12 protein-coding genes and 1 tRNA gene are annotated in these 14,156 nt (G+C 65.5%); 6 read left to right on the top strand and 7 right to left on the bottom strand.

The window, feature by feature from the left end; genetic code table 11:
* Positions 1 to 3 precede the first annotated feature (3 nt).
* Entirely contained in the window at positions 4 to 678 is a 675-nt protein-coding gene (locus tag KF730_RS06020; protein ID WP_294092943.1) for a VWA domain-containing protein, read from the bottom strand.
* Between the two features lie 272 nt (positions 679 to 950).
* Here KF730_RS06020 and KF730_RS06015 point away from each other — a divergent pair, with 272 nt between their 5' ends.
* Positions 951 to 2,378, top strand: coding sequence for a hypothetical protein (locus tag KF730_RS06015; RefSeq protein ID WP_294092942.1), 1,428 nt, complete (start codon positions 951 to 953; stop codon positions 2,376 to 2,378).
* Here the strand turns inward: KF730_RS06015 and KF730_RS06010 are convergent.
* The 3 genes from KF730_RS06010 to lepA form a co-directional block, all read right to left on the bottom strand.
* Positions 2,375 to 4,957, bottom strand: a complete 2,583-nt coding sequence (locus KF730_RS06010; RefSeq protein ID WP_294092940.1) for an HWE histidine kinase domain-containing protein — start codon at positions 4,955 to 4,957, stop codon at positions 2,375 to 2,377. The two genes, KF730_RS06015 and KF730_RS06010, sit on opposite strands and share 4 nt — an antisense overlap.
* Positions 4,958 to 5,494 carry a biliverdin-producing heme oxygenase gene (locus tag KF730_RS06005; RefSeq protein WP_294092938.1) on the bottom strand — a complete coding sequence of 179 codons (537 nt, stop codon included), beginning with the start codon at positions 5,492 to 5,494 and terminating at the stop codon, positions 4,958 to 4,960.
* Positions 5,495 to 5,613: 119 nt separating this feature from the next.
* On the bottom strand, positions 5,614 to 7,407 hold the full coding sequence (gene lepA / locus KF730_RS06000) for a translation elongation factor 4 (RefSeq protein WP_294092937.1): 1,794 nt from the start codon (positions 7,405 to 7,407) through the stop codon (positions 5,614 to 5,616).
* A gap of 238 nt (positions 7,408 to 7,645) precedes the next feature.
* On the opposite strand from lepA, the gene KF730_RS05995 reads away from it, so the two are divergent.
* Entirely contained in the window at positions 7,646 to 8,440 is a 795-nt protein-coding gene (locus KF730_RS05995) for a CsgG/HfaB family protein (protein ID WP_294092935.1), read from the top strand.
* An 89-nt stretch (positions 8,441 to 8,529) separates the two neighbouring features.
* Positions 8,530 to 9,237: a DUF72 domain-containing protein gene (locus KF730_RS05990; protein WP_294092932.1), complete on the top strand. Its 708-nt coding sequence runs from the start codon at positions 8,530 to 8,532 to the stop codon at positions 9,235 to 9,237.
* Here KF730_RS05990 and KF730_RS05985 read toward each other — a convergent pair.
* Both KF730_RS05985 and pnuC read right to left on the bottom strand, forming a co-directional pair.
* Positions 9,222 to 9,743, bottom strand: a complete 522-nt coding sequence (locus tag KF730_RS05985) for an AAA family ATPase (protein WP_294092930.1) — start codon at positions 9,741 to 9,743, stop codon at positions 9,222 to 9,224. The two genes, KF730_RS05990 and KF730_RS05985, sit on opposite strands and share 16 nt — an antisense overlap.
* A 253-nt stretch (positions 9,744 to 9,996) precedes the next feature.
* Complete coding sequence (gene pnuC / locus KF730_RS05980) at positions 9,997 to 10,569, bottom strand: nicotinamide riboside transporter PnuC (protein ID WP_294092928.1); 573 nt, start codon at positions 10,567 to 10,569, stop codon at positions 9,997 to 9,999.
* 93 nt (positions 10,570 to 10,662) lie between these two features.
* Here pnuC and KF730_RS05975 point away from each other — a divergent pair, with 93 nt between their 5' ends.
* The 3 genes from KF730_RS05975 to KF730_RS05965 all read left to right on the top strand — a co-directional run bounded on the left by KF730_RS05975 (position 10,663) and on the right by KF730_RS05965 (position 13,112).
* On the top strand, positions 10,663 to 11,640 hold the full coding sequence (locus KF730_RS05975; RefSeq protein ID WP_294092926.1) for a beta-propeller fold lactonase family protein: 978 nt from the start codon (positions 10,663 to 10,665) through the stop codon (positions 11,638 to 11,640).
* A gap of 10 nt (positions 11,641 to 11,650) precedes the next feature.
* Complete coding sequence (locus KF730_RS05970; protein ID WP_294092924.1) at positions 11,651 to 12,946, top strand: FAD-dependent oxidoreductase; 1,296 nt, start codon at positions 11,651 to 11,653, stop codon at positions 12,944 to 12,946.
* A gap of 89 nt (positions 12,947 to 13,035) precedes the next feature.
* Positions 13,036 to 13,112: transfer RNA gene (locus tag KF730_RS05965), tRNA-Pro, on the top strand.
* 22 nt (positions 13,113 to 13,134) lie between these two features.
* Here the strand turns inward: KF730_RS05965 and KF730_RS05960 are convergent.
* A complete protein-coding gene (locus KF730_RS05960; protein WP_294092916.1) occupies positions 13,135 to 14,070 on the bottom strand; it encodes a hypothetical protein in 936 nt (311 codons plus the stop codon).
* Between the last annotated feature and the right edge of the window lie 86 nt (positions 14,071 to 14,156).

The following is a 14,156-nucleotide window of genomic DNA, read 5'->3' as shown; positions in this document are numbered from 1 at the left end:
CGATCAGCTCCCGCCGGGGATCACGGCCCAGTCGCTGGGCGCGGCCATCTGGATATTCTCACTCGGCGCCGATTGCGATCCGGCGCGGGCGCTGCGACTCAGCCACAGGAAGAACTCACGGAACGCCAGCCCCTTGAGCGCCAGCGGCTGGCGCGGACTGAAGCGGGCGAGCTTGGCGATATTGGCCTCACCGACGCCGACGCAGAATACCGAAACCCGCCCATTCTCTTCCGCCGCACGGCATTCGTCGGCGGCGCCTTCCCAACCGGGATCGGTCGGCTCGCCATCGGTGAGCACGAACAGCCAGGGGCGATTATAGGGAATGCCATGGTCGCGGTACCGCGCCTTTTCGGCTTCGATCTCGTCGAGCGCCCGGCGCACGCCTGCGCCGAGCGGCGTGGTACCGTTGGCGTCGATCTCGGGCGCTTCGAATTCGATGGCATCCACCCAGTCGGTGACGACCTCGACATCGTGCGGTGCGCCGATGCGCAGCACGAGAATTCGAACCCGCTGGCGCGCGACATCGTCGGCCTTGAGATCGCTCTCGAGCAGTTTGAGGCCGTCGTTCAGCGCCTGAATCGCGTTTCCCTGCATCGAGGTCGAGCCATCGAGGACGACCACGCAGGGCAGCCGCTGGCTGGTATTCTCGGCGAGCGCCACGTCTGGAATCAAATTCACGTCAGGCTACCCTTCCACCCACACCCGGAATCGAACGCGCCCCGTTCCCCGATATGACGCAGTTTTGCCGGCAAGGGCAAGGCAAGCGGGCACGCGGCTCGCCCCATTCATGGACGCGCTATCCCCAGCCCCCAAGGCCCTCTATCACCACCACAATCATGGAAGGCCCGACTCAGCAAAACCCGCCACCGGTGGTCCTCGGCCCACCTGAAGAGATCGACGCCGCGACGCTCGCTTTCTGCGCCACCATTTCTTCGCACACTCCAGTCTACGTGCCAGTCGATCCGCAGCCGCACGGCCGCGTCGCCTATTGCTTCGACAATTCGGTGCGACAGGCGGAAATGCACGGCGGCGAAGCGGCCTATGGCTGGGCGATCTGGCGCTGGCCGGGCCGCTGGTTCGAGGCCGAGCATCATGCGGTGTGGCGTCGACCCGACGGCAGCCTGCTGGACGTCACGCCCCAGCTCGGCGATCCCCGGCGCATCCTGTTCCTCCCCGACCCCCAAAAGGTCTTCGATCCCGAGCGCTATCGCCGCAACGTGATGGCGCCCGAGGCCGGCAATCCGCTCGCCGCCGAATATATCGATCTGGTCCGCCAGCGAGCCGACATCACCGATACTTACTGGTATCCCGGCGTCGAGGTTCTGCCGCTCTTTTCCGAAGAAGACCGGGCGCGGCTCGCTCCCATCGACGCGCGGATGGCCGAACTGCGCCGCGAGATGGCCAGACCCGCGCCAGCCAATTCGTCGCAGCTTTTCGCGGATATGGTCCGCCAGCCCGGCCATGCCCTCAATCCGGCGTGGCAGGCGCTGTCCGGCGAAATCTCCACCGGCAAGAAAGCCCGCCCGGACGATGTCCGCTACGTCCTGCGCCTGATTCGCCGCCGCTATCCCGAACTTGAAGGGCTGTTCGAGGAGGAAACAGTGCGCCGCTGGGAAGCACGCCTGCGACGGCCGCTGTGGATCGCAGGCGGGCTCGGCTTCGTGCTGACCATCGCCGCGGCGGTCTCGATCTATGTCGCCGCAAGCCGGACGCGGGAGATGGCCCAGCAACTTCCCAAAAGTTCAACGCCGGGCTTGGAGGCGCCCTCCGGCTCTCTCACCAACCAGCGCGTCGATATCGATCGGGCGCTGGAAATGCTGTTCGGCGACCGGCTCAGCATCGCCGACATCGAAGATCGCAATCCGCAACTCAGCCAGTTGCTCCACAAGACATGGAACGAAGCCTATGATCGCGGCGACGATCCCCGCACATTTGTGATCGCGGTTTCGGGCGTGGTCGATGGCTATTATCGTCTGGCATTGCGCACTGCGCCCGACCCATCGCTGATCGAATATTTCCGGATCAATCTCGATGGCGCTCAGGCGCTGCGCGAACACAGCGGCGCGGCCTGCGTCGGCTTCCTCAGTGGCGGCGACTATGACCGGAGCTTGCTTCCGCCTGAAATCCCGTCGCGCACGCAGCAGCTAGCCGCAAAGGTACTGCTTGATCCGACCCGGGTCGAGCTCAAGCCGGCAAGCATGTCACCGGCGCTCCAGCAGGCGGCAGCCGCCCGTGCCTCGCTCGCGCTCCCTGTGTTCAACCAAGCGCTGGCCGGCAGGGGCAGCCTCGATGCACAATGTGCGGCCACCATAGCCCTGTGGGAAACATTGCTGGCTTTGCCGCCCGCCGAAGGTGCGGCGCTGCTCCGACAGCTTTAGTCGCCGGGGGCGGTGTCACGCAGCAGTCCGTCCAGCGCCCGCGCGACATTCTCCAGCGTATATGGCTTCTGAACGATCGTGCGGCCGGCATGTTTTTCGGGTAATTGCGCCTGCTCGCCATAGCCCGATGCGAACAGGAACGGGATGCCCAGCTCATCCAGCCGATCGGCAATGGCGTAGCTGGTGCGGTCGCCGAGATTGATGTCGAGCATCGCCACGCTGGGACGAAAGCTCTCGACCGCATCGAGCCCGCCATCGAGTGTCGCCGCCGTGGCGATGTCGTCCGCGCCGAGCCGTGACAGCACATCCTCGGCGTCGAGCGCGATGATCAGGCTGTCTTCGACCAGCAACGCCCGATGCCCGGCAAGCACCTGATCGGGCGCCGTGGTCGGATGGCCGATCGCCGGGCGCGGATATTTGATCACCGGGGTGCGGTCCTGCGTCGCTTCGCTGACGTGGCGCGCCGGGATCCGGAAACGCGCGTGGACGCCCTCGGGCGGAAAAATGATCTCGGCCGAGCCACCCAGATCATAGGGGACGGAACGGCCGATGATCGTGGTGCCGAAGCCCTTGCGCGTTGGCGTGCTGACCTTGGGCCCACCCTGCTCGCGCCATTCGACGATCAGATCGCCGGCGGCATTGCGCGACCAGTCGATCATCACCGAACCGCCGCTGGCGGAAAGGCCGCCATATTTGGCCGAATTGGTGACCAGCTCGTGGATCACCAGCGCCATGGTCGAATAGGCCTGCGGATTGAGCAGCACGAAATCGCCGCTGGTATGGATGCGGTCACCGCCACCATCGGCGAGAAATGCGGCCGCCTCGGCGTCGATCAGCGTCTGGATCGGCGCCGGGCCCCAATGATCGTCGGTGATCTGGTTATGGGCGCGGGCCAGCGCGTGGATGCGGCCATCGACCAGCTTCACGAACCCTTCCAGGCTGCCGTCATGCGGCTTGGACTGGCGGATCAGCCCACGGATTACTCCAAGGATGTTGCGGACGCGGTGGTTGAGTTCGGCGATCAGCAATTCCTGGCGCGCATGCGCCTGCTGACGCTGGACCGTAGCTTCCTCGGCCAGCCGCAGCACCACCTCGATCAGCGTCGCGCGCAGCGTCTCGGCGACGCGCAACTCGGATTGGGTGAACGGCTTGGCCTTTCCCTCGACCAGTTCCTTCCATTCGGCGAAGCTCTCGCGTGGGGTCAGGCGCGGACCGTTAGGGCCATACTCCACCGGCTTGTGCGGATCCCCGCCCCAGCGCACCGAATGGATCACCTCGGAGCGGAACAGCACCACGTAATCGCGCGCGGTCCGCGACAGCGGGATCGCCAGCATCCCCGCCGCGGTCGAGGCGTAACGCTCGGCGGAGGGCACGACCTTCGAGATCTGGTCGGTCGCGAAGACCTGTCCAGTGTCAGTCTCGTGCAGCCGCGCGATGATCTCGCGGAAGCCATTCGCCGGCGGCGTCCGGCCCGACAGCGCCAGGCTACCGTTGATCCACACGCCGACGCCATCGGCGGGGATCGCGGTGATCAGAATGTCGCCCAGCCAGTCGGGATCGTTGAGCAAGGTCTCGTCGGACGCGACTGCGCCGAGCAGCTGGTCCGAAATGTCGCGCGCGCGCCGCTCGAAATCCATCAGCTCCTTGCGCAGCCGGCTCTCCAGCCGCATCGCGAACATCTGCGCGAACAGCTCGCATACCGATCGCCGCTCGAAGCTGGGGTTGAGCGGACCATAATGGTGGCAGGCGAACAGGCCCCATAGCTCGTCATCGACAACGATCGAGATCGACATCGACGCGCCGACGCCCATATTCTTGAGATATTCGATATGGATACGCGATACAGAGCGCAGGATCGACAGCGACAGATCGAGCGTCTCGCCCCGGCGATGCTCCGCCGAGACGATCGGCACCGGCTCCGCCTCCAGATCGGCGATCACCCGCAGCAGATTACGCTTGTAGAGCACCCGCGCCTGCGCCGGGATATCGGTCGCCGGGTAGTGCAGCCCCTTGAACTTGCCGATCCCCGAGCGGCACGCTTCCGCGGCGACTTCGCCCGATCCGTCCTGATCGAAACGATAAACCATCACCCTATCGAACCCGGTGAGCCCGCGGATCATCCGCGCGCCTTCGTTGAGGAAGCTGTCGAGGCGCTCGGTCATGTCGAGCCGCGCGATCATCGAGCGGACGGTATTGGTCGCGTCGCCATGCTCGTCCGATGCCGGTTCCGCCTCGATCACGATCTGCCCATCCGAGACATGGAGCGCGATATCAAACGCCATCAGGTCCTCGCGCAGCGCACAGCCGAAGATACGCTCGACCGCGTCGTCGCCGCGCAGCATCGCGATGCGGTTGCGGAAATGATGCACCGCCTGCGCGCCAATCAGCGCGCCCAGCGGCTGGCCGATCGCCTCCTCGGGCGTCACCCCCAGAAAGCTGGAGAGATTGGCGGAAGCGCGTTCCACCACCCACTGCTCCGATACCGTCAGTAGGAAACCGATCGGCTGGATCGCTCCCAGCAGATGAATCGGTTCGCGATCGCAATTGGTCAGGTCGACAGGCTCGGTAACCGTGGCCACTCAGTTCTTCTCCACTTCGCAGCCTGCCGCCGCCTCGAAACACGCGAAGACCGCGCGGGCACCTGTCACAGCCTCGCCGATCTCCTCCAGCGACCTTAGTTTCGTCTCCAGAACGGTCAGTAACGCGCGCCACGCCAAGGACGATCCCTGCGCAAGGAATCGCGTGGGAAGTCCGTCGCTTACCTGGCGGCGCAACACCTGCCCGCCCAGCCGCGAGCCTTCGAGCACATAGGCCCCGCCTAGCGCCTCGGCGAGGGTGGCGAAGCCGGCGAACGGCATCTCCGGCACCGCATCGCAGCCGAGATCGGCAAGATCGGCGCGGATGGCATCGCTGCGGCGGCGCCCGGGCCAATCGGTCACACTGGCCTCCACCCCCACCGCGTCCAGCGCCCGCTCCACCGGCAGGTGCGCCGAAGCCTGGCGCAGCAGGAAGCGGCGATAGCCATCGCGGCTGGTCAGATCATATTGGGAGAATGCCACATCGACGCGGTCATGCTCCGGACGTGTCGCCGCACGAAGCGCAGCGCGTGCGCTCAAGCGGCTGCTCCGGAACTGGGCGCTCGACGATCCACGCGAGGATGCTTAGCCGGAAAAATATTGGCTGCAATGCCAATACGCTGCGGCTTGATTTGCATCATGCGCTTTACCGCAAATGGTTACTCCTCGCCCATCCGCAGCGCCGCGATGAATGCCTCTTGCGGGATGCTCACGCTCCCGTACTCGCGCATCTTCGCCTTGCCCTTGCGCTGCTTCTCCAGCAGCTTCTTCTTGCGGGTGGCGTCGCCGCCATAGCATTTCGCGGTCACGTCCTTGCGCATCGCGCTGATCGTCTCGCGCGCGATCACCTTGCCCCCGATCGCCGCCTGGATCGGAATCTTGAACAGGTGGCGCGGGATCAACTCCTTCAGCCGCTCGACCATGCCGCGTCCGCGCACCTCGGCGGTGGCGCGGTGGACGATCATGCTCAGCGCGTCCACCGGCTCCTCATTGACGAGGATGCCCATCTTGACGAGATCGCCCTCGCGATGGCCGATCTGTTCGTAATCGAAGCTGGCATAGCCCTTCGACAGCGATTTCAGCCGGTCGTAAAAGTCGAACACCACTTCGTTGAGCGGCAATTCATACGTCACCTGGGCGCGTCCGCCGACATAGGTCAGGTTCTTCTGGATGCCGCGGCGATCCTGGCAGAGCTTGAGGATCGAGCCGAGATATTCGTCGGGCACATAGATCACCGCCTGGATCCACGGCTCGCTGATCGTCTCGATCTTGCTCGGATCGGGCATGTCGGCCGGGTTGTGCAGTTCGATATGCCCGCCGCCATGCGTCAGTTCGATCTGATAGACCACGCTGGGCGCTGTCGTGATCAGGTCGAGGTCGTACTCGCGGGTCAGGCGCTCCTGGATGATCTCGAGATGTAGAAGGCCGAGGAAGCCGCAGCGGAAACCGAAGCCAAGGGCTGCCGAAGTTTCCATTTCGAACGAGAAGCTGGCGTCGTTCAGCCGCAGCTTGGAGATGCTCTCGCGCAGTTTCTCGAAGTCCGCCGCATCGACCGGGAACAGGCCGCAGAACACCACCGGCTGGACTTCCTTGAACCCCGGCAGCGCTTCGGCGGCGGGACGCTTGGCGTCGGTCAGCGTGTCGCCGACGCGGGCCTGGGCGACCTCCTTGATCTGCGCGGTGATGAAACCGATCTCGCCCGGGCCGAGATCGGGCAGTTGCTCGATCTTGGGCCGGAAAGCGCCGACCCGGTCGACCAGGTGGGTCGTGCCCGCGGCCATGAACTTGACCTGCTGGCCCTTGCGGATCACCCCGTCGATGACGCGGACGAGGATGACTACGCCGAGATACGGATCGTACCAGCTGTCGACCAGCATCGCCTTCAAGGGCGCGTCCGGGTCGCCCTTGGGTGCCGGAATCCGATCGACGATCGCGTCGAGGATCTCCTCGATACCGATCCCCGATTTGGCGCTGGCCAGCACGGCGTTCGACGCGTCGAGGCCGATGATCTCCTCGATCTCGGCCTTGACCTTTTCGGGCTCGGCGCTGGGCAAGTCGATCTTGTTGATGACCGGGATGATCTCGTGGTCATGCTCGATCGACTGATAGACATTGGCCAGCGTCTGCGCCTCGACGCCCTGCGCCGCATCGACGACGAGCAGCGCGCCTTCGCACGCCGCCAGCGAGCGCGAGACTTCATAGGCGAAGTCGACATGCCCCGGCGTGTCCATCAGATTGAGGACATGCCCCTTCCAGTCGAGGCGCACGGTCTGCGCCTTGATGGTGATGCCGCGCTCCTTCTCGATGTCCATATTGTCGAGAAGCTGCGCGCTCATTTCACGGGCCTGGAGGCCGCCGGTAGTCTGGATCAGCCGGTCGGCAAGCGTCGACTTGCCATGATCGATGTGCGCGATGATCGAAAAGTTGCGGATTCGGGAAAGGTCGGTGGCCATATCGGCCGCGCGCTTAGCAGGGGATGCGGCAAAAGCGAAGGGTCACGCCGGGCGCACGCGCAAAGGCTTGCGACCAAACAGCGACAAAACCTGCATGTTCCCGTTGTTATGCATCCCGGGCATTGCTAGCCTTCGTCTCGATCATGGCGGATGGGGTCCAGATCACGTTGTAATGTGAGGGCGATACACGGCGCGCCAGACCCGCCGTGCGTGACGCTGAACAGATGGGGAGTATGAAATGCGCAAACTGATTCTCGCCACCGCGCTGGCGACAGCCGGGCTTTCGCTCGGAGTTGCCGATGTCGCGCAGGCGCAAACCTCGATGTCGTCGGGGAAGAAGGACAAGAAGGGGGACACCAAGGGCGCCTCGTCGGGCCGCAAGGCGCAGGAGCGCGCCACCCGCGATATCCCGAAATGCGTCAAGCCGCTCGGCACGATCGGCATGGTCCCGCCGGAAAACCAGTGGTGGCGCGAGCTCAACCTGGGCAGCCCCGAAGCGATCCTCAAGGTCTTCGTCCAGCAGTCAGGCTGCTTCACGCTCGTCAATCGCGGCCGCGCCATGCAGAGCCGCGCGATGGAGCGGGCGATGGCCGATAATGGCGAGCTGCGCTCGAACTCGAATATGGGCGCTGGCCAGGTCCGCGCGGCAGATTATCTGCTTGAGCCCGACATCGTCAGCTCGAACAGCAATTCGGGCGGCGGCGGCATCGGCGGCTTCGTTGGCGGCATGCTCGGCGGGCGCGTCGGCGCGGCGATCGGCGGCGCGATCAGCATCAAGAAGAAGGAAGCCAATGTCACCTTGTCGATGGTCGATACGCGCAGCAGCGAGGAGATCGTCAGCGAGGGCTATTCGCGCAAGACCGATGTCGGCTTCGGCGCAGGCGGCGGCGCGGGCTGGTGGGGTGGCCTCGCCGGTGCCGGTGGCGGCGGCTATCAGAACACCGAGATCGGCCAGGTGATCGTGCTCGCTTACCTCGACGCGTACATCAAGATGGTCCAGCAGCTGGGCGGCCTGCCTCCCGGCGACTATTAAGACCTGCTGCTCTGAAGGCGGCGGTTGCTTCGGCGACCGCCGCTTTTCTTTTGGCGGAACCAGGGCGCTCGTGCGGGGATTGCGTCCATATGACCATCCGCATCGGCACCGCTGCCTGGGCGCTTCCCCGCGAGGTGCGCGACACCTTTCCGCCAGGCGCCAGCAATCTCGAACGCTACGCCGCGCGCTTCGATTGCACCGAGATCAATTCGAGCTTCTATCGCCCGCACCGGCCGGCGACCTACGCACGTTGGGCCGAAAGCGTGCCCGATGACTTCCGCTTTTCGATCAAGCTGCCCAGGGCAATCACGCATGAGGCGAAGCTGATCGGCTGCGAGGATTTGCTCGCCCGTTTCGCTGACGAGATCGCCGGTCTCGGCGGCAAGCGCGGCCCGATCCTGATGCAGCTTCCGCCCAAGCTTGTGTTCGATGGCGCGATTGCCGCGACATTTCTATCACAATTGCGGAAGCGTCTCGGTCGCCCGATCGCCTGCGAACCGCGTCATCCAAGCTGGTTCGCGGCGGAGGCCGATGCATTGCTCGCTGGGTATCAGATCGCCCGCGTCGCGGCCGACCCCGCGCCCGTCCCGGCCGCAGCGCGCCCGGGTGGATGGAGCGGGCTCGCTTATTTCCGGCTCCACGGTTCGCCGCGTATCTACTGGTCGAGCTACGACGAAGCGGCGCGCGCGAATTGGGCGCAGAAGGCGAAATCCCACCCCGAAAGCTGGGTAATCTTCGACAACACCGCCAGCGGTGCCGCAACCCGCGACGCGATGGCGCTTCAGGCTTTGCGATAGGTCTCGATCGCCGCAACCGCGTTGTCGAACCGCGACTCGCCCGCCCCGCTAATCAACACCCATGGCACTCCGCGCCGCTCCAGCTCCGCCTTGGACAGGTCGAAGAATTTCTGCCGCAGCTCGGGCGTACCGAACATGCGCGTGCCGTCCTCGATCCAGGGCAGGTCGATGTCGAACAGCAGATAAAGATCGGCGGCGCCCGTCCACGCGTCGAACCACGGGTCGCGCATGCCGAACAGCATATCGGCCCACACCGCGGTCATCAGCGGATCGGTATCGAGGATCAGCGGATCGGCGCCCTGCCCGATCATCACCTGCGTCCATGCATCGTGCGTCTTCGCGATACGCAGCAGGTCGTCCATCGTGAAATCAATGCCCCGGCATTCAGCGTAGTCGCGACCATATTCGTCGAGCACCTGCCCACCGAAGTGCGCGGCGAGGCGCGGCGCGAGCGTGGACTTTCCCGTGCTCTCGGGACCATGGAGACAGATGGTGCGGGGAATCATGCGGTCTTGCGCGCCTTAGGGTCCGTACTCGATACCGGCAATGGCCGTGACGGAGCGCATTTTGGCGCACAGCAAGGATCGAGGAGGGAGCGATGGTTTTCCATCGTGACCGAGGAGAGACGCCGCCGTGCGCCAAAGGGTGCCCGCCGCTTCGCGGTCGTCCGGAGAGGCGCACTGGCGGCGTCAGGCCGCTTGCGCGTGGCGCCGCCACGCGACCGCGCGACCTTTCTTGCCAGTGCGCCTCTCCGGACGATCACGGCCGTTGCCGGTATCGAGTACGGGCCCTAGCCCAGTCGCTGAGGCCCCAGACGCAAAGCGAAAGGAAGATCGTGTAGAGGATCGTGGTCGGCATCAGCCCCTTGACCGCGAACAGCGGCACCGCGAGCAGATCGACCAGGATCCACAATACCCAGCTTTCCAGATAGCGCCGCGACTGGAGATATTGCGCGACCACGCTCAGCATCGCGATCGCGCCGTCCCAATAGGGGAATTGCGCGTCGGTGTAGTGGTGCATCGCCGCCCCCCAGCCGATGATCAGCACGGCGCAGGCGGCAACCCAGCCCAGCCGCGCGCGATCGCTCAGCACCTCGACCCGGACCTGCCCGGTCGCGGACTTGGAGCGCGCCCAATTCACCCAGCCATAGAGATTGACCACGAAGAAGAATATCTGGAGCAGCGCATCGCTGTAGAGCTTCTCGCCGAAGAACACCCAGCAATAGAGCGACACCATCGCCAGCGCGAACGGATAGTTCCAAAGGCTCCGGCGCACGACGAGGATGACGTTCACGAGCCCAAGAACAGCGGCGGTCACTTCGATCGGGCTCACTCCCCAATCGCTAACGCGCGCCCCAGCCCTCGTCAAAGCCTTGCGCGGCAAAACGTGCACGCTACCATCCGCATATTCAGCGAGGAGAGGCCCATGCGCGCAATTCTGACTCTCGCCGCGGCGCTTGCCGCTGCATGCTCCTCCCCTGCGCTGGCCGATCCGCCGGCGGGCACGCTGCTGGTGGGCAACAAGGGCGAAAACACGCTCAGCCTGATCGACCTCAAGAGCGGAGCGGAGATCGCCCGGCTGCCCACGGGCCAAATGCCGCACGAGATCGCCGTCTCGCCCGATGGCAAGCAGGCGGCGGCGGTCGCCTATGGAGGTTCCACGATCGACGTGTTCGATCTCGCCACCCGCACCAAGCTGAAGACGATCGAACTCGCCCCCAACATGCGCCCGCACGGATTGGTCTGGCTCAGCGACGGACGGCTGGTCGCCACCGCCGAGGCCAGCAAGACCGTGGTGGTGATCGCCCCCGACGGCGGCATCCGCGCGATCCCGACCGAGGCGATGGGATCGCACATGATCGCCATCGCTCCCGATCAGCGCACCGCCTTCGTCGCCAATATCCTGTCGGGCACCGTCGGCGTGCTCGATCTCCACACCGGCACGCGGCTGCGTGACATTGCGGTGGGCGGCAAGCCCGAGGGGATCGCGCTCGCGCGCGACGGCGAGGAATTGTGGGTCGGCGATCTGTCCGCGCCCCGGCTCCAGGCCTATGACACCGCCACCGGCGCCAAGCTCACCGAGATCGCGATCGATCCGGTCGCGATCCGCGTCGCGACCAGCCCCGATGGCAAGACGGTGGCCACCTCCAATGTCGGCTCGGGCACGATCAGTTTCATCGATGTCGCGACGCGCAAGCTGAGCCGTACGATCAGCGTCTCGGGCACCGGCGAGGCGGGACAGGTTACCCTGCTCTTCTCGGCGGACGGCAAGCGGCTTTATGCGGCCGAGACCGGCCACGACAAGGTCGCCGAGATCGATGTCGCTTCGGGCACGGTGCTGCGCCGGCTCGACGCGGGCAAGAATGGCGACGGGCTGGCGCTCGCGCCCGCTCTCGCACGCTGAAGGGACTAGCATGCGCCATATCGCGATCATCGGCTCGGGGCCGGCGGGCTATTACACCGCCGAGGCATGCCAGAAGCAGTTCGGCGACGAGGTGCGGATCGACATCATCGATCGCCTCCCCGTCCCCTTCGGGCTGATCCGCACCGGCGTCGCGCCCGATCACCAGTCGATCAAGGGCGTTTCGCGCCGCTATGAGACGACCGCGCTCACCGACAATGTCCGCTTCGTCGGCAATGTCACGCTCGGCAAGGACGCCTCGATCGAGGAACTGCTCGGCCTGTACGACGCGGTGGTGCTGGCGACCGGCGCCCCCAACGATCGCCCGCTGGAAATCCCCGGCGCGGACCTGCCCGGCGTCACCGGCTCGGCCGCGTTCGTCGGCTGGTATAACGGCCATCCCGATCACGCCGCGCTCGCCCCGGCGCTGACCGGCGGAGCGGTCGTCATCGGCAACGGCAACGTCGCGCTCGATGTGGCGCGCGTGCTCGCCAAGACCGAGGCGGAATTCCAGGGCTCGGACATCGTCAACCACGCGCTCGACGCGTTGCGCGGAGCGACGGTGCCCGCGATCACCATTCTCGGCCGCCGCGGACCGCACCAGATCGCGATGACCCCCAAGGAACTGGGCGAGTTGGGCGAACTTGAACGGGCGACGCCGGTGGTGGACGCCGCAGACCTGCCCTCGGTCGACGACGACGCCACACTCGACCCCGGCCAGCGTAAATCGGTCACGCATCTCCGCAATTTCGCCGCCAACCCCGGTGACAAGCCGATCCGCATCGTCTTCGACTTCTTCGCCATGCCGGTCAGAATCGAAGGGGACGGCAAGGTCGAGCGCGTCGTCGTCGAGCGCACCGCGCTCGGGCCCGATGGTTCGGCACACGGCACCGGCGAGACCTATGCGATCCCCGCCAGCCTGGTGGTGAGCTGTATCGGCTATCGCACGCCGCCCATCCCCGGCATCCCCTACGATGACAAGGCCGGACGTTTTGCCAATGAAGAGGGCCGCATCATGCCCGGGCTCTACGCGGTCGGCTGGGCGCGGCGCGGTCCCACCGGCACGATCGGTACCAACCGCCCTGACGGCTTCGCCATCGCCGAGAAGATTGCCGAGGATATCGGCGCGGGTAGCGGCAAGGCCGGGCGCCCCGGCCTCGACACCTTGCTGGCATCGCGCGGCGTGGAGGTGGTGACCTTCCGCGACTGGCAGCAGATCGACACCGCCGAGATCGCCGCCGCGCGTGCCGGTAGCCCTCGCGAAAAGTTCGTGCATGTCGATGCGATGCTCGGCGCGCGGATTCCGTGATCGCAGCGGCTTGCGCGACGCATTTGGGCTGGCTATAGGGCCGCCTCCAGCATCGGCCAGACGCCCTGAAGGCGCTGCCGATACTCCGTCGGGGAGTAGCTCAGCCTGGTAGAGCACTGTCTTCGGGAGGCAGGGGCCGGAGGTTCGAATCCTCTCTTCCCGACCATTTCTTCAAATTCGCGAAAAGTCTATTCGAACGCCGCCGGCGCGGGGCGCGCGTGCAGGTAGACGCTTGCCGGATCGTCGAACGGGAAGCCCGCCGCCGCGACCCAGCCTAGAATCCGGCGGACATTGTGATAGCTGGCCGTGCTGGTCGCGACCGCAAGCGGCGTATTGAGCCAGGCCTCGGAAACCAGCAGGCCGCGCTGCGCGCGGATCAGGCGCCCATCCTGGATCAGCGGTTGCAGCCGGCGCTGCACCGTGGCCGGCGCGAGGCCCAGAGTCCGCGCGATCACCGCCGGGCGGATTGGCTCGCGCAGCCGCTCGGGCACCACATCGTTCTGGTCGGCATAGCGTCGCGCGAGTTCCGGATCGTGCGTGTAGCGCCGGGCATTGGCGCAGAGCACGGTGGAGAACAGCACCAGATTCACCCATTCGCGGTGCAGGCCCATATTGGCGTCCAGCACCGTCAGCATCATGTCTGCGGCAGCGCGCACGCCAACACTGGGATGATAGGCGGGTTCGCGGCGCGGCAAGGGCATCTCGAAGCCGAATGCAGCGAGATCCTCGACCAGCCGAACAAAGCCGTCATGGGCGGTCTGCATCACGTTCGCGAGCACCGGACCACGCAACGCTTCAGGTGAGGCGTAGACACCCTTGGGGCTGCGCGCGCAGACGCCAGCGGCGATCATCGCATTGACGTGGCGGCGTACGGTTTCGAACGGCTTGGACAGTGAATCCGACAGCGAGGAGACGGAGATTGCGCCGCCTTCGTCGCTTCCTATGGCCTCTACGCCCGCGTCGAGCTGGCGCAGCGCGCCTTGGCGGACAATCAGCGTATAGATCGTGAAGCGGTCGAGATTGCCGTCGAACGCCCGGATGCCTGCGGCCGCGATCGTCGTCTGCATCTCGGCGAGAAGCCGGGTGAGGATACGGATCGGCGGGCGGGACGAGCTCTGGCCCATTAGGCGATCGCCCACACCGCGGGAACATACCCCCGACGATCAGCGGTTCGGCAAGAAAATTTCGTATCGGCTTGCGATTCAAGAAT

It is taken from the genome of Sphingomonas sp., from assembly GCF_019635515.1.
Taxonomy (GTDB): Bacteria; Pseudomonadota; Alphaproteobacteria; order Sphingomonadales; family Sphingomonadaceae; genus Sphingomonas.
This window is presented reverse-complemented; position numbering and strand designations above follow the sequence as displayed.